This window comes from Pseudanabaena sp. PCC 9330, from assembly GCF_055795045.1.
Genome location: NZ_JAYFES010000098.1, coordinates 40960 through 57111, shown reverse-complemented (window position 1 = coordinate 57111; position 16152 = coordinate 40960). Strand labels below are relative to the sequence as shown.

Here is a 16152-nt window from a genome sequence, read left to right as displayed (position 1 = left end):
TCTCGGAAACAACATGAGCAGCGCATCTATCGAATCGAGTTCAAAATACACACGTACTGCTATGCTGCCGATTAGTTTTGTCAGTCAACCAGGGCCTCAACACCGACGAAATCGATCGAATGCGCATAGAAGCTGAGACCTATGCTGATGAAGACGAGCGGCGGCGACAAATTGCCGAGCTAACCAACCGAGCAGATACTTTGTTCTACAGCTATGAGGCAACTCTGCGCGACCACGGTAGCCTTCTGGATGAGGCCGTTCGCACCAGTCTAGAGGAGAAAGCCGGTCAGCTGCGGGCCGCCACCCATACTCCCAGTATCGACGTAGTCACCTTCCAAGGATGCATTGACGCCCTGCAGGCTGCCATCTTTGCCGTGGGTTCAAACCTTTACCGAGAGGGTGACAGTACAGCAGAGGTGGATATTAACATCCCAGCCTCTATCTACACCGGTCTAGAGGATGGCGATGACGGCGATGCTGAAGCGCCCTACGATCAAGATTTAGGCCTAGATGCTACAGTAACTGCTGACTATGAAGCAATTGACTGAGGCTAATTACGGCTGTAGGGCGGGTATCCCACCTGGGCAAGCTCTGCACTGCTTTTAAAATGGTCTAATGTTTGATTCTTGCTGGAGTTGCCTAGGTAGACCTTTATGGCCCGTGATTTCTACGACATTCTTGGTATTTCGCGCAACGCCGATCAAGACGACATTAAGCGAGCCTACCGCCGCTTGGCCCGTAAATACCACCCAGATGTCAATAAAGATCCTGGCGCTGAAGATACCTTTAAAGAGATTAACCGAGCCTATGAAGCTCTCTCAGAGCCTGAGTCACGGGCTCGGTATGATCGGTTTGGAGAAGCTGGCCTAGGCGCTGGGGCAGCTGGCTACCAAGACTTTGGCGATATGGGCGGCTTCGCCGACATATTCGAAAGCTTCTTCAGTGGGTTTGCTGGTGGGCAGAGTCAGGGCGGGCGGCGGCGGGGGCCAACCCGAGGCGATGATCTTCGCCTTGACCTTCGCCTTGACTTTAAAGAGGCTGTCTTTGGTGGTGAAAAAGAAATTAAGATTAGCCACCTCGAAACCTGCGGCACCTGCACGGGCAGTGGCGCTAAGCCCGGCACTCGCCCTACCACCTGCGGCACTTGCAGCGGCACTGGCCAAGTGAGGCGGGCCACTCGCACCCCCTTTGGCAGTTTTACCCAGGTGTCAGCTTGCCCTACCTGTAGCGGCACCGGGGAAGTGATTGAAGACCGCTGTGAGGTCTGCGGCGGCAGCGGCCAGACCCAGGAGACTAAAAAGCTCAAGATCACCGTGCCAGCTGGGGTAGACAATGGCACCCGCCTGCGGGTTTCCAGCGAAGGGGATGCCGGGCTGCGGGGTGGGCCTGCAGGGGATCTCTACGTTTACCTCTTTGTAGCAGAAGATGCCACTTTCAAGCGCGATGGCATTAACATTCTCTCTGATCTGAAAATCAGTTATCTCCAGGCAATTCTGGGTTGCAAGTTGACCATAGAAACCGTTGATGGCCCCCTTGAGGTTGATGTACCTGCTGGGACTCAACCCGGTACCGTGATTACCCTCGACAACCACGGTGTGCCCAGGTTGGGTAACCCGGTCAGCCGGGGCGACCACCTGATTGCAGTACAGGTTGATATTCCCACGCGGCTTAAGCCAGAAGAACGGGAAATCATTGAGAAGCTGGCTGAAATGCGCGGCGAAAAAGTGAATCGGGGAGGTATTGAAGGCTTTTTGGGGGGGCTATTTCGCGGATGAGCCATGTAACTGCGTCTGCCCCTCTCGGTGGCACTACCCCCGATGGGCATTTAGACCTGAGGGGAACCCCCTGCCCAATCAACTTTGTGCGTACCAAGCTTCAGCTTGAGAAGATGGCCCCTGGCTCGCTGTTAGAAGTGTGGTTAGACGCGGGTGAGCCAGTGGAGCAGGTGCCCGACAGTCTGATGATGGAGGGATATCGGGTGGAGGATTTGCAAGATTGCGACGGTTATTTTGCCTTACGCATCCGTCGTCCTGCTTAATCGATGGATGTAATAACGGCCACCGATAAAGATCTGGCGGCCCCTTGGGGCGTAGTGATGGCCATGCAGGCAAACTATTACCAGGTGCAGATCCGTGAATGGGGCGACGGGGTGGCCCCGACCGAGACGGTCTTGCCCAGCAGCCTGCTCTGTACCCGTCGGGCTCGGCTGAAAAAGATTGGGCAGCAGATCATGGTGGGGGACACTGTGTACCTAGAAGCCCTGGACTGGGAAGGAAAACGGGGTGCGATCGCAGCAGTATTGCCGCGTCAGACGGTTCTAGATCGTCCTCCAATTGCCAATGCCGATCATATCCTACTGGTTTTCGCCCTAGCCGAACCCGAGCTAGACCCCCAGCAGCTAAGCCGATTTTTGGTTACGGCTGAGTCGGCAGGGTTGCGGGTGAGCATTTGCCTAAATAAGCAAGATTTGGTGACGGTGGAAACCCGTCAGTACTGGCAAGAACAGCTAGCCCGGTGGGGCTATACTGCTACGGTGATGAGCTTACGGTCGGAGCCTGTGCCTAAAGAACTCGGTGAGCTGCTGCAAGATCGCACCACGGTGGTTTCGGGGCCCTCTGGAGTGGGCAAATCGAGCTTGATCAATCGGCTTATTCCCCAGGCGAGCTTGAGAACGGGAACGGTGTCAGGAAAGTTAGGTCGTGGGCGACACACCACTCGCCATGTGGAGCTATTTGAGCTCCCAGGAGGTGGTTATTTAGCCGACACCCCGGGGTTTAATCAACCCGATCTAACCCGGCTAGCTCCAACGGATTTGGGGCAGTGTTTTCCTGAAATTCGGCGGCGATTGGCCCAGGAAGGCTGCCACTTTAGAGACTGCATGCACCAGGGCGAGGCCGGGTGTGCGGTTGGCATTGACTGGCTTCGCTATGATTTCTACCGCACTCTGCTCAAGGAAGCCCAAACCCACCAGGAGCATCGCCAACACCGACCCGATCCCGATGCCACACTCAAGGTGAAGATGGGGGAGAAGGGACAGCAACAGCATGAACCGCGCTTGCAGGCTAAGCGCTATCGCCGTCTATCACGTCGCAGTCAGCGACAACTGATGGATGAATGGCGCTATGGGCCGGGAGACAACAGCGGGCAGGAAGATGCGATCGCTAACGAGGACTCTAGCTCTGGGAACGGACTCAAGAGCCCCTACGACCCAGAGTAGCCTTATCAAGCTAGGGCCATTATTAGCTCATGGGCAGGCATGACAGGCTCAGCATAAATGACGCCCCTTTTCCCTACTCTAATTCGTCCTGACTTAGGGATCTGGTCTAGAAATAGAAAATGGTATTTGGCCCTACCGCATTTGACATGTTGCAAACTCTCCAATGCCCCCGAAGCATTTGGTTCGCAAAGGCTTAAGGGGTTTTGATATCAACCTCTGCTCGCCTGCCCCCCGTTCGGCAGAGCAAACAGCGGTTCACCCCTATAGGTTCGCCAGTTGGGAATCGGGGATATAGAATTCAGATTTGGCATGGGATGTGGCAAACATGTTGATCCTAGGAGATCACAGCGTCTCCGGCACTTTGGAGAGCCAAAATTCCTATGCATCCTTGGATCCCGCTTTATCCTTCTGCTTTGCGGTACTAGCTGTATCTAATTCGCTATAGTCTGAAAGAAAAGTGGAGACAAGCCCATGGCTAAAGTGACTTGGAATGGCGTTGTACTTGCTGAAAGCAGCGCCTGTGAAGTGGTGGAAGGTAATCAGTACTTTCCACCCGACTCGCTCAATATGGACTATTTCAAACCCATCAGCAAGACTACTGGCTGCCCATGGAAAGGTACCGCCAGCTATTACGACGTCGTCGTGAATGGAGAAATCAACGCTGGTGCAGCCTGGTATTATCCCGAACCCAAGCCAGCCGCGAACAATATTAAGGGCTACGTGGCGTTCTATAGCAACAAGGTGAAGGTAGAGGCGTAGATTTAGCAGGGGCACAGCATGCTGTGCCCCTGCAGCTCGATTACGCTTTCTTCAGCCAGCTAAACATCGCCCGCAGGTCTTTACCCACTTCTTCGATCGGGTGTTCGGCTTCGCGGCGGCGCATGGCGGTAAACCCGGCGTTCCCTGACTGGCTCTCCAGCACAAACTCACGGGCAAACTGGCCGGTCTGAATTTCCTTCAGCACCTTGCGCATTTCGGCCCGGGTTTCATCGGTGATGATGCGGGGGCCACGGGTGTAGTCACCATACTCTGCGGTGTTAGAGATGCTATCGCGCATTTTTGCCAGACCACCCTCGACCACCAGATCCACAATCAGCTTCACTTCATGGAGGCACTCAAAGTAGGCCAGTTCGGGCTGATAGCCTGCGTTCACCAGGGTTTCAAAACCCGCTTTAATCAGTTCGCTAAGCCCGCCGCAGAGCACCACCTGTTCACCAAACAGGTCGGTCTCGGTCTCTTCGCGGAAGGTGGTTTCGAGAATGCCAGCGCGGGTGCCGCCGATGCCTTTTGCATAGGCCATGGCGCGATCGCGAGCCTGACCTGTAGCATCTTGATACACCGCAAACAGACAGGGCACCCCTTGGCCCTCTTGGTAGGTGCGGCGCACCAGGTGACCGGGGCCTTTGGGGGCCACCATCACCACATCCACATCAGCGGGAGGAACGATTTGGCCAAAGTTAATGTTAAAGCCGTGGGCAAACAGCAGCACGTTGCCCGCTTCTAGATTGGGGGCGATCGCCTCCTTGTAGATGGTACGCTGCACTTCGTCGGGCAGCAAAATCATCACCCAGTCGGCCAGCTTGACGGCATCGGCGACGGGCTTGACGGTGAGGCCCTCGGCCTCGGCCTTGGCGGCGGACTTGCTGCCTTCGTACAGGCCCACAATGACGTTGACGCCGCTGTCTTTGAGGTTGAGGGCGTGGGCGTGGCCCTGGGAGCCGTAGCCGATGATGGCTACGGTCTTGCCGTTGAGCAAATCTAAGTTGGCGTCACTGTCGTAGTACATGCGGGCCATGGGGTTCTCCTTGAAGTTGACGAGCGATGGCATTTTAGTTGCAAGCTCTTGATCTTACCAAACTAAGGGGTAAGCCAAAATACCTTAGGCCAATGCCTAAGCTAAAACTGCCGTAAGAACCGCAGATCGCTGGTGTAGAGGCGGCGAATGTCGTCAATTTGGTGCTGCACCATGGCCAGTCGCTCTACCCCCAACCCCGCCGCAAAGCCGCTGTAGATCTCGGGGTCGTAGCCCACCGATCGCAGCACGTTGGGGTCGATCATGCCGCAGCCCAGCACCTCCAGCCACTTGCCCTGCCATTCCACATCCACCTCAGCAGAGGGCTCGGTAAAGGGGAAGAAACTGGGCCGAAACCGCACGGGAATCTCACCGTAGAGGGCTTCTAAAAAGACTTTGATAGTGCCGCGCAGGTCGGTAAAAGTGATGTCGGTATCGACCGCAAAAAACTCGATCTGGTGGAACACGGCGGCGTGGGTGGCATCTACGGTGTCGCGGCGGTAGCAGCGGCCAATGGCTACCGCCCGCAGGGGCGGCTCGTGGCTCTGCATATAGCGAATTTGAGTGTTGGAGGTGTGAGTGCGCATCAGATGGCCGTTGGGCAGGTAGAGAGTGTCCTGCATGTCGCGGGCCGGGTGGTCGGGCAAAAAGTTGAGCGCCTCAAAGTTGTAGTAGTCGGTTTCGATCTCGGGGCCATCGGCAACGGTGTAGCCCAGGCCAACAAAGATATCGACAATGCGATCGATGATGCTGTTGATTGGGTGAATGCGGCCCTGGGGGTGAAAGACGCCCGGCATCGTGACATCGAGGGTTTCGGTGGCTAGCTGGGCCTCGATCGCCGCTGTTTCTAGCGCGCCCTTACTCTGGTCGAGCTGAGTTTGAATGAGGTCTTTCACCTCATTGGCCAAAGCCCCGATGCGGGGGCGCTCTTCGGCGGAGAGTTTGCCCATACCGCCCAGCACCTTCGAGAGCTGGCCCTTTTTGCCCAGGTAGCCAATGCGCAGTTGCTCTAGCTCGTCTAGGGTAGTGGCGGCAGCGATCGCCCCTCTGGCCGCCTCTTTCATGGCTAACAGATCGGCTTCGAGCGAGGTGGGTGCGACGGTCATTCTGGGTGTATGGTGCAACAACTTATGTTGACTAGTTTAATGGGGTGGGGGAAAAGTTATGAACATTCTGGTCAGTAACGACGACGGCATTTTTGCCCTGGGCATGCGCACTCTGGCCCATACCCTGGCGGCAGCGGGGCATCAGGTTACCGTGGTCTGCCCCGATCGCGAGCGATCGGCCACCGGCCACGGCCTCACGATGGATCAGCCGATTCGGGCGGAGATGATCGAGTCGGTGTTTGAGCACGACATTCGGGCCTGGAGCTGCTCGGGCACTCCCGCCGACTGCGTCAAGCTGGCCCTGGGGGCACTGATGACTACCCCACCAGAGGTGGTGGTGTCGGGCATCAACCACGGCGCTAACCTGGGCACCGATGTGGTCTACTCGGGTACAGTGTCGGCCGCCATGGAGGGCATGATGGAGGGCATTCCGGCGATCGCTGTCAGCCTGACCAGCTTTACCCAGCAGAGCTTTGCCCCCGCCGCCAATTTTATTCGCGATCTGCTGGCCGATCCGGCCCGGTTTCCCCAGGCAAATCCCCTGCTGCTCAATGTCAACGTACCAGCAGTGGCAGCGGCAGACATTCGGGGGGCAAAGATCACCCGCCAGGGCATTCGCCGCTACTTTGATCAGTTTGAAAAGCGCATTGACCCTCGCGGCAAGACCTACTATTGGCTGGCTGGGGAGGCAGTTGAGGAGATCGAAGACCCCTTGCCTAACCAGGGGTGGCCAGTAGATCTGAAGCAGTCTCTCGCCCCTATACCCACCGATGTGCAGGCTATTCGCGATCGCTACATCTCGGTGACCCCGCTCCAGTACAACCTCACGGCCGTAGGCGACTTGCTAGACCTGGCCGAGGGTCGCCGCTCTCTCTTGCCCTCATAGACCCTGGGCTGCCCCCAGACTAAGAAACATCGTTTCAGGAAGCATCTCGCCGCAATTCAGGGCAAACTGTACAGTAGGGTGATTTACTACTGCGTAAAGATTGTCCCTGGGGGTGGTCAGCCTACCCTGACCATTTTGATCAGAGTTCACTACTATTAGAGACATCCGTTTAGAGATTTCTAGGTCGCCGCTCTATTCCAAGGTACATCTGTGATCTTGAGCCTCCTGTTCTACGCTTGTCACCTTTCGAGAGATTCATGGCTGAGCCTACCCAGCAATTTTTAGTTCGCTTTTGGGGTGTGCGGGGCAGCATCGCTTGCCCTGGGCCTGCCACAGTTCGCTACGGTGGCAATACTTCTTGTGTCGAGATGTTGGTGGGCGGGCACCGGCTGATCTTCGATGGCGGCACCGGGCTGCGAGAACTGGGTCTGACTCTGCTGGCTGAGACGCCGGTTGAGGCCAATCTCTTCTTTACCCACTCCCACTGGGATCACATCCAGGGCTTTCCCTTTTTTGTACCGGCCTTTGTGCGGGGCAATCGGTTCAATATCTACGGTGCGATCGCCCCCAATGGCTCCACCATTGAGCAGCGGCTCAACGACCAAATGCTGCACCCCAACTTTCCGGTGCCACTCCAAATCATGGGGGCCGACCTCAAATTTTGCGATCTAGATATCGGCGAAGCCCTGGGCATTGGCGACATCACCGTTGAAAATGCTCTGCTCAACCACCCCGGCGAGGCCGTTGGCTATCGGGTGACCTGGCAAAATTATGTGGCGGCCTACATCACCGACACCGAGCACTACCCCGATCGCCTTGATGAGAACGTGGTCTGGCTGGCCCGCAACGCCGACGTGATGATCTACGACTCTACCTACACCGAGGATGAGTACCACGACCCCAAGTCGAGCAAGGTAGGCTGGGGCCACTCTACCTGGCAGGAGGCCGTTAAGGTGGCCCAGGCGGCTGGGGTCAAAAAACTGGTTATTTTTCACCATGACCCCGCCCACGACGACGACTTTATGGATCAAATCGCTGTCCAGACCCAGGCGCTTTTCCCGGGTGCGGTGGTAGCCAAAGAAGGGCTGGCGATCGACCTGGTCGCCCAGGCCTCAACCCCAGCGGGCTAGAAATAAGTCTGTGGCGATCGCGGTGGCGATGACTGGCCTAGTTCCATTGTTCCTCGCCTAGGTGTGCTGATATCCCCGCTGGGTCGCCGGGATATCAGGGGCGAGCTTATGTAAAAATGTAAAGCGTGTGGATTACGTCCTCTCTTACAACCGCTATCACGCCCACGGCGATCGCCCTGGGCAATTTTGATGGCGTCCATCTGGGCCATCAGGCGGTAATTGGTGCTGTGGTGCCGCCAAGACACGAGCTAGACAAGCAGCACGCAGAAACATGCTCTCCCCCGTCCCCGGTGGCGCTGCGTGGGCTGAGCGATCGCCAACGAACCCTAGCTGGCCCCCTCTCCCCGCCCCAGGGGGCAGCGGCGTCGCCCGTACCCACGGTGATGACCTTTTTTCCTCATCCCCAGGAGTTTTTTACCGGTCAGACGCGGCCCCTGCTCACCCCCCTGGGCGAAAAGGCCGCCCACATTAGCCGCTTGGGGATTGATCAGCTGGTGTTGCTGCCCTTCGACCAGCACCTGGCTAGCCTCTCCCCCGAAGACTTTGTCGATAGGCTGCTGGTGAAACAGCTGCGGGTGCAGCAGATCAGCGTGGGCCAAGACTTTTGCTTTGGCAAAAAGCGCCAGGGTACCGTAGATGATCTCTGCACCTTGGCCGCCCGCCATGGGGTGCAGGTACATGTCGCCCCGCTGACCTGCCATGGCTGCGATCGCATCAGCAGCTCCCGCATTCGCCAGGCGCTCCAAATCGCCGACCTAGACACAGCCCAAGCGCTGCTGGGTCGGCCCTACAGCCTCACCGGTCGGGTTGTGAAGGGGCAGCAGTTGGGTCGCACTCTGGGGTTTCCCACCGCCAATGTGCACCTGCCCGCTGAGAAGTTTTTGCCCCAGACGGGGGTCTACAGCGTTTGGGTACACGGGGCGACTCAAACCCCCTACCCCCTAGTGCCTGCCGTCATGAACCTGGGCCACCGCCCCACGGTTGACGGAGCGACTGTCACCGCCGAGGTCCATCTGATCCACTGGCAGGGCGATCTCTACGACAAAACCCTTGAGGTACACCTGCACAGTTTTTTGCGGTCAGAGCAAAAATTTGCCTCCCTGGCCGATCTCAAGGCCCAAATTCAGCGTGACTGTCAGCAGGCTCTGGGAGAACTAACGCGATCGCCAGTGGGCAATTTAGGGTTTAACGGGGCATCATAGGCCTAGACAGCCCAAATCCGATTGTAGAAGCAGATTTCTTTTGCGGAGAAATTTTGTAGGCTATACAGGGCTTGGTGTATCAGGACTCTTTGGCATGCGCGAGCGGATTGAGACGCTAGTTCAAAACTTAAATAAAACCATCGTCGGCAAGGCAGACCCCATCCGGCTGGTGCTGGTGGCTCTGTTTTCCGGTGGCCATGCCCTGCTCGAAGACGTGCCAGGGGTAGGCAAAACCCTGCTGGCCAAATCCCTTGCCCGCTGCATTGACGGTAAGTTTCAGCGCATTCAGTGCACCCCTGACCTGCTGCCCACCGACGTCACCGGCACCAACATCTGGAACCCCAGCAGCGGCGAATTTCAGTTTATGCCGGGGCCGGTGTTTGCCAACATTTTGCTCACTGACGAAATCAACCGGGCCACCCCCCGTACCCAGTCAGCCCTGCTAGAGGTGATGGAAGAACGCCAGGTCACCCTCGACGGGCTTTCTCGTCTCGTTCCCGACCCGTTCTTTGTGATCGCCACCCAAAACCCGGTGGAGTACCAGGGCACGTTCCCCCTGCCCGAGGCCCAGATGGATCGTTTTGCCCTGTCCTTTAGCCTGGGCTACCCCACCGAAAATGAAGAGCTGGGTATGCTAAATCGTCTGACAGATGGCCCATCGACCCAGACCATTCAACCCTGTATTACCCTTGATGAGGTCATGGCTCTGCGCCGAGAATGTGCGCAGGTGACTGTGGAAGGCTCGTTGCAGCAGTACATTCTCAACATTGTGCGGGCCACTCGCAGCAACAGCGACATTACCCTTGGGGTCAGCCCTCGCGGCTCGGTGGCTTTCTACCGGGCGATTCAGGCTCTGGCCTACCTAGAGGGCCGCAACTACGCCATCCCCGATGATGCCAAGTACCTAGCGCCCTTTGTGCTAGCCCACCGCCTCATTCCCGCTGGGCACCATCGGCCCCAGCGGTTGATCTCCGACCTACTGGCCACCGTCCCGATTCCGTAAATGCCCCAAGCAAGTGGCCTAACTGCCGCAGCTAGCCCGGCAGGACAAAATTCCCAGGTCAATGGTAGTTTTTAGAACCAAACAGCCCATAATAGGGGCGGTGAACTGAAGGAACGCGATTTCCCATGCCAAGAACGCCCAGTGAGTATGTCATTCACATGCTGTTTGATGGCGGCCACCACGAAGAGGTGCGCTTCTCCTCGATTCAAGATTTTCAAAAGTGGTATAGCGGCGAGCTGATGCCCAAGGCCACTTCGGATGAGTTTATTACGGTGCCTCTGCCCAAGGTCAACCCAGGGGAGTATATGGTGATTCGCCCCTCGCGCCTCAGCGCCATTCGGGTGGAGCCGGTGTTTAGCTCCAGTGTTGAGCGGTATTAATGGGCAGTGGGTTGAGCATTTTGAGATTGAGTTGGCGGCTGGGGCTAGGGGCGGCGTTGAGTTGGGCTGTATGGGGCACGTTGATGCCTATCCCTGCCGCGCCCCAGGCTGAGTCTGAGGACGTAGCGATCGATCGCCCCCAGCCCCTGCGACCTGTTGCCGGAGGGCATACGCTCTGGGCTGAGCTGGCTCTGCCGCCAAACCGGCAGCCGCTGCTACAGGCCATTGAGCACAGCCTCAGCTACCTGGCTACGCCCAAGGCAGCGGCCGACTATCAAGCCTACCCTCTGGCTGACATTACGCGCGATCGCGTTTACCGCAGCCTCCAACGGCTGCGCCAGTTAGTGCTCGCCAGCTCCACTGACCAGGCCTTTCAAGCGGCCCTGGAGCGAGAGTTTGTGCTGTACGAATCTGTTGGCGCTGACGGCCAGGGCACCGTCGCTTACACCGGCTACTTTGAGCCCCATTACCGGGCTAGCCCAGTGCCCACCGCCGAGTATCGATACCCCCTCTACCGCCGCCCGCCGACCCTAGAGACCTGGCCTCAGCCCCACCCCACCCGCCTAGAGCTAGAGGGAGTTGACGGCTTGGCAGCGAGCCAAGGTCCGCTGGCGGGGTTAGAGCTGGTGTGGCTGGCCAACCGGCTAGAGGCATTTCTTGTGCAGGTGCAGGGGTCGGCCAAGCTCCAGCTCACCGATGGTCGGGTCATGGCCGTGGGCTACGCCGGGCGTACCGAGTACCCCTACACCAGCATTGGCCGCGCCCTGGTCAACGATGGCAAGATTGCTGCCGATGACCTGTCGCTGCCCAATCTACTGGCCTACTTTGAGGCTCATCCCTATGAGTTAGATCGTTACCTGCCCCAAAATGAGCGGTTCATTTTCTTTCGCGAGGGCGATGGTGGTCCTCCCACGGGTAGCCTCAGCGTGCCGGTGACCGCCGGTTATTCCATTGCCACCGATAAGACCTTGATGCCCCCTGGGGCGATCGCCGCCATTCAGGTCGACCTCCCCCAGCAGACCGCCCAGGGCACCTGGGAGCCTCGGCCCACCACTCGTCTGGTGCTTGACCAAGATACCGGCGGCGCCATCCTCGGACCAGGCCGGGTTGATCTGTACGTTGGCTCTGGGCCAGAGGCCGGAGAGCTAGCCGGTCGCATCAACACCCCCGGTCGCCTGTTTTATCTCCTGCTCAAGCCCTGAGCGCCATAGCCTGATCGGCCACAGCCTGGCGATCGGAGCCTGGCGATCTTCCCCTGCTTCTGTCACAGTGGGGGTGCTACCCTATACGCCTATGGATACCTCCTTTGCCCTCACCCTACAGATAGTGCTCACGGTGTTGGCCGGAGTCACCGCCCAGGTAGTGGGAGAAATCGTCAGGGTACCCAGCATTATTTTTTTGCTGATATTTGGCATTGGCCTAGGGCCTGATGGCATTGGATTGCTGCACCCCCAAGACCTGGGAGTGGGTCTAGAGGTGATTGTGGCCCTCAGCGTGGCCCTGATTTTGTTTGAGGGGGGGCTGAGCCTAGAGCTGAGCGAGCTGGGCCAGGTGTCGAACAGCCTGCGCAATCTGGTGACCATTGGCATTTTTGTCACCCTGATCGGCGGCGGTATGGCGGCTCACTGGCTGGGCGAGTTTCCCTGGTCATTGGCCTTTCTCTACGCCTCGCTAGTGGTGGTTACTGGCCCCACAGTGATTAGTCCTCTACTGCGCCAGGTAGAGGTCGATCGCAAGGTGGCCACTCTGCTCGAAGGCGAAGGGGTGCTGATCGACCCGGTGGGGGCCATTTTGGCCGTGGTGGTGCTCGATATTATTCTGAATGGTGATGCCGACCCCACCACCGTAGTTGGCGGGCTAATTTTGCGGCTGAGTATCGGCACGCTGATCGGCATAGTGGGCGGCGGGCTGATCGGCCTGTTGCTCAAGCGGGCCAATTTTTTGGGCGAAGATCTGCGCAACTTAGTGGTGCTGGCGGGGCTGTGGGGCATTTTTGGCCTGGCTCAGAGCATCCGTAGTGAGGCCGGGTTAATGGCCACAGTGGTAGCGGGCATGGTGGTGCGCTGGCTGTCGGTGCCCGACGAGCGCCTGCTGCGTCGGTTTAAGGGGCAGCTGACTGTGCTGGCTGTGTCGGTACTGTTTATTTTGTTGGCTGCCGATCTCTCTATTGCTAGTCTGTTTGCCTTGGGCCGGGGGGCGGTGCTGACGGTGCTGGTACTGATGGTGGTGGTGCGCCCTATCAATATTTGGCTGTGTACCCGATCGAGCGATTTGAACTGGCGGCAAAAGCTGTTTTTGGGCTGGGTGGCGCCCCGGGGCATTGTGTCGGCATCGGTGGCCTCGCTGTTTGCCATTTTGCTTACCGAGCGGGGCATTAGCGGCGGCGATGCTATCAAGGCTCTGGTATTTCTCACCATCATCATGACGGTACTGGTGCAGGGGCTCAGCGCCCGATTTGTGGCTCGCTGGCTGGGGATTACTAAGGCCGATGCCATCGGCGCGGTGATTGTCGGGTGCAGCCCCCTGAGTTTGCTGATTGCTCGATTGCTCAAAGAGTATGGCGATCCGGTGGTGATGATCGACACTAACGAGGCCGCTTGCGAAGCTGCCGAAAAAGAAGGTATTGCTGTGCTGATCAGCAGCGCTCTGGATCGTGAGGCTCTAGAACAGGCTGGGCTGGCCAAAGCGGGTACGTTTCTGGCGATGACCAAAAACGGTGAGGTCAATGCCGTCGTGGCCCAGCGCGCCCTAGAGGAGTTTCAGCCAGCTCGAGTGATTGCCGTGTTCCCCCAGGGTAAAAGCGTTGGGGAGCTGCCCAACCAAGGACAGCTAAAGGGAGCCCAAACCCCTTGTCTTGAACTTAAACAGTGGAATGCCTACCTCACCGATGGAGAAATCTGCCTGGGGGAAACCCGCCTCCGCCAAGACGATAGCGACCGGCAAAGAGCCCATCTCTCTACCCTGGTGGGCAGCGGCGCCCTGCTTCCCATCCTGGTCGAGCATGACAATGCTTTGAGGGTGGCTTTTGAGCAGGAAGCTTGGGAGGGGGGCGATCGCATTGTCTACTTGTGGCACGACTCTAAACCCAAGCTGCTCAAGCAGTTGGCCGGGGGTATTCAACCCCGCCGCCTCGCCCTAGAAACGATTCCTGCCGTCGAGACTTGGCCGGTAGAGACCATCGCGCCTCTAACCTCAGCCGAGACCGTCGCAGTCTTTTCCAATCTTCAGGCTGACACCTCTACCGATCGCAAGAGTTCAGACATCCCCGCCATTCCTAAAGTCAATGGATCTTCGGCTCTAGAGGCAAGCCCAGATCTACCTCCCGATGCCGCCGCCGAATCGGCTAGCGATGATCCACAATCGATTGGCGATGGCTAGAACGGCGATCGCACTTATACAATTCCAGCCTTTTTCCCAGACCAGCCCTTGTCCTAGATTCTATGGCCCTCAATACTGAACAGCCTGCGGCGATTGGCACCCTCACCGGCATTGGGGTGGGGCCAGGGGATCCTGATTTGATCACGCTCAAAGCCCTCAAGCACCTGCAATCGGCCGATGTCGTTGCCTTCCCCCAGGGGCGCAACGGTCAGCCGGGGCTGGCCCAGCGCATTGTTGCCCCCCACCTGGGTGACCAGCAGCAGCTGCCCCTCAATTTTCCCTATGTCTTTGATCCCGATCAACTCTCCACCGCCTGGCACCAGGCCGCAGACGAGGTTTGGCAATACCTGTGCCAGGGCCTCAATGTCGTGTTTGCCTGTGAGGGCGATCTGAGTTTCTATGGCACCTTCAACTACCTGGCCCTGAGCCTGGCCCAGCGACATCCCAACGCTCAAATCTATCGAGTTCCAGGTGTCTGCTCGCCGATGGCGGCGGTTAGCGCCCTGGGTGTGCCACTGACTGTGCAGGCTGACAAGCTAGCGATTCTACCCGCCCTCTACAGCCTGGCCGATCTAGAAGCTGTCCTAGCCTGGGCCGATGTAGTGGTCTTACTTAAAGTAGGCTCAGTCTATGCCAAGGTCTGGGAACTCTTGCAGCAGCGGCAGCTTCTAGATCAAAGCTGGGTCATGACCCATGTCACCCAACCCAATCAAGCTATCTACCGCCCATTGACCGCCTATCCCGACTTAGAGCTACCCTACTTCTCTCTCATGGTCATACGGTCTAAGGCAAATCCGCTAATCTAGGAGAGAGAGCACCAGCCCGCCAACCCTTTAGCCCCAAATCACTCCATCTAACTGATGTAGCAGCAGCGCCACGCATGAACCTCCGCACCTCGCTTCCACTCAACCAACTGCTTACCATCCTCCGCCAGCCGCAGTGGATAGCCGCGCTGGTATCCGTAGGGTTTCATGGTGTTTTATTTGCGGCTGGGCCATCTTTTTCTAGCCTGAGCTTGGCTGCTCTCGAAGGCAACGATGCCGAGCTCAATGAGCGTCGGGTGCCGCTCATTGAGCTTTCCCCAGAAGAACAAAATCGCCTCCCAGATTTTTCTACCCCAGACTATTCTCTCTTTCCCGATAACGAAGACGATCTCTTTAGTCTATTTCCGCCGTCGGGCAGTAGCCTACCCCTCGACCCAGGCTCAGGCTTTAGTACCTCTCCCCCAATTCCGACGCCAAGGCTGCCGTCAAATCCTTTCTCGACGGGCATTTCTCCCTTTTCCCTACCCAGGAGTCGCACATCCATCGCTCTGCCTCCTCGCCGCGCTACCCTACCCTCCATTCCAGGCAGCGTGGCCTCAGGAGAGCGGTCGAGCCCGACATCAGAAGCAGGAGCATCGCCCTCTACACGAGGCTCTGCTGCCGCTGAGGATGGAGCTGACCCCAACTCCAGTCAGATCGATCCAGGATCTGACAATGGGGGCGATGAGAGTCAGTCTGCCGACATTGCTGCTGCCCCTGGCGATACCCCAGAGAGCAGTAGTCGAGCGAGTGATCTACTGACACGGGTTGAGTACAGCGAGTCTCAAACTAGCAACACAGAGGTTGAATTTGCCCAAGCAGCCTGGCTGGCCAAGGTACAAGAGAAGCTAGGCGACACCGTCGTTCAAGCAGAAAGCCCCGTCACCCTAGAAGTTCCCTACGCTGGCCGCCTTTGCCTTACCCCTGAGCCTACCGATGGCTTGCTCGGTGTAGTTGGTCTGCCCAGCGAGACCGATGACACCTTAGTTCCCTGGACCGCTGTTTTAAAGAGCACTGGCTATCCCTTTCTCAATCAACTGGCTGAGCAGGCTGTGCGAGACATTGGTCAGGGAGAAGATGCCGACGAGGCTGGCCTAGAGCCCAACACCCTTTACCAGGTGGTGGTTAAGATTATCTATGACAGCGAGACTTGCATCACCCGAGAGGCGTTGTTACAGTCCCGCGTAGCCGAAGACGGCGAATCTGAACCTTCGGCGTCGGATTAGTGCGGATGGGTGACCGCATCGACTGCTCA

The 16152-nt window shown here is 57.8% G+C and carries 16 protein-coding genes; 14 read left to right on the top strand and 2 right to left on the bottom strand.

Annotation, left to right across the window (positions count from 1 at the left end):
* Positions 1-77 precede the first annotated feature (77 nt).
* From AC0QKW_RS10765 to AC0QKW_RS10745, 5 genes are all read left to right on the top strand, one after another.
* On the top strand, positions 78-548 hold the full coding sequence (locus AC0QKW_RS10765; protein ID WP_473151068.1) for an Hsp70 family protein: 471 nt from the start codon (positions 78-80) through the stop codon (positions 546-548).
* 105 nt (positions 549-653) lie between these two features.
* Positions 654-1775, top strand: a complete 1122-nt coding sequence (gene dnaJ, locus AC0QKW_RS10760) for a molecular chaperone DnaJ (protein ID WP_473151067.1) — start codon at positions 654-656, stop codon at positions 1773-1775.
* A complete protein-coding gene (locus tag AC0QKW_RS10755) occupies positions 1772-2038 on the top strand; it encodes a sulfurtransferase TusA family protein (RefSeq protein ID WP_473151066.1) in 267 nt (88 codons plus the stop codon). Before dnaJ ends, AC0QKW_RS10755 begins: the two co-directional genes overlap by 4 nt.
* Positions 2039-2041: 3 nt before the next feature.
* Positions 2042-3217 (top strand): small ribosomal subunit biogenesis GTPase RsgA, encoded by a 1176-nt coding sequence (gene rsgA / locus AC0QKW_RS10750; RefSeq protein ID WP_473151065.1) that lies wholly within the window; start codon positions 2042-2044, stop codon positions 3215-3217.
* 471 nt (positions 3218-3688) lie between these two features.
* The gene (locus AC0QKW_RS10745; protein WP_473151064.1) at positions 3689-3976 is read left to right on the top strand and encodes a DUF427 domain-containing protein; all 288 of its coding nucleotides are present in this window, start codon (positions 3689-3691) and stop codon (positions 3974-3976) included.
* Positions 3977-4016: 40 nt separating this feature from the next.
* Here the strand turns inward: AC0QKW_RS10745 and ilvC are convergent, their stop codons facing one another.
* Both ilvC and pheS read right to left on the bottom strand, forming a co-directional pair.
* A complete protein-coding gene (ilvC, locus tag AC0QKW_RS10740) occupies positions 4017-5012 on the bottom strand; it encodes a ketol-acid reductoisomerase (RefSeq protein ID WP_473151063.1) in 996 nt (331 codons plus the stop codon).
* 101 nt (positions 5013-5113) lie between these two features.
* Positions 5114-6115 carry a phenylalanine--tRNA ligase subunit alpha gene (gene pheS, locus AC0QKW_RS10735; protein WP_473151062.1) on the bottom strand — a complete coding sequence of 334 codons (1002 nt, stop codon included), beginning with the start codon at positions 6113-6115 and terminating at the stop codon, positions 5114-5116.
* 58 nt (positions 6116-6173) lie between these two features.
* Here pheS and surE point away from each other — a divergent pair, with 58 nt between their 5' ends.
* The 9 genes from surE (at position 6174) to AC0QKW_RS10690 (ending at position 16123) form a co-directional block, all read left to right on the top strand.
* A complete protein-coding gene (gene surE, locus AC0QKW_RS10730; RefSeq protein WP_473151061.1) occupies positions 6174-7001 on the top strand; it encodes a 5'/3'-nucleotidase SurE in 828 nt (275 codons plus the stop codon).
* Positions 7002-7258: 257 nt separating this feature from the next.
* A complete protein-coding gene (locus AC0QKW_RS10725) occupies positions 7259-8131 on the top strand; it encodes an MBL fold metallo-hydrolase (RefSeq protein WP_473151060.1) in 873 nt (290 codons plus the stop codon).
* A gap of 125 nt (positions 8132-8256) precedes the next feature.
* Positions 8257-9333, top strand: a complete 1077-nt coding sequence (locus AC0QKW_RS10720) for a bifunctional riboflavin kinase/FAD synthetase (protein ID WP_473151059.1) — start codon at positions 8257-8259, stop codon at positions 9331-9333.
* Between the two features lie 94 nt (positions 9334-9427).
* Positions 9428-10336 (top strand): AAA family ATPase, encoded by a 909-nt coding sequence (locus tag AC0QKW_RS10715; protein ID WP_473151058.1) that lies wholly within the window; start codon positions 9428-9430, stop codon positions 10334-10336.
* A 125-nt stretch (positions 10337-10461) separates the two neighbouring features.
* Positions 10462-10716 (top strand): hypothetical protein, encoded by a 255-nt coding sequence (locus tag AC0QKW_RS10710; RefSeq protein WP_473151057.1) that lies wholly within the window; start codon positions 10462-10464, stop codon positions 10714-10716.
* 83 nt (positions 10717-10799) lie between these two features.
* Entirely contained in the window at positions 10800-11918 is a 1119-nt protein-coding gene (gene mltA / locus AC0QKW_RS10705) for a murein transglycosylase A (protein ID WP_473151056.1), read from the top strand.
* 91 nt (positions 11919-12009) lie between these two features.
* Positions 12010-14094 carry a cation:proton antiporter gene (locus AC0QKW_RS10700; protein ID WP_473151055.1) on the top strand — a complete coding sequence of 695 codons (2085 nt, stop codon included), beginning with the start codon at positions 12010-12012 and terminating at the stop codon, positions 14092-14094.
* Between the two features lie 62 nt (positions 14095-14156).
* On the top strand, positions 14157-14900 hold the full coding sequence (locus AC0QKW_RS10695) for a precorrin-2 C(20)-methyltransferase (RefSeq protein WP_473151054.1): 744 nt from the start codon (positions 14157-14159) through the stop codon (positions 14898-14900).
* Positions 14901-14974: 74 nt separating this feature from the next.
* Positions 14975-16123 (top strand): hypothetical protein, encoded by a 1149-nt coding sequence (locus AC0QKW_RS10690; protein ID WP_473151053.1) that lies wholly within the window; start codon positions 14975-14977, stop codon positions 16121-16123.
* Positions 16124-16152 lie beyond the last annotated feature (29 nt).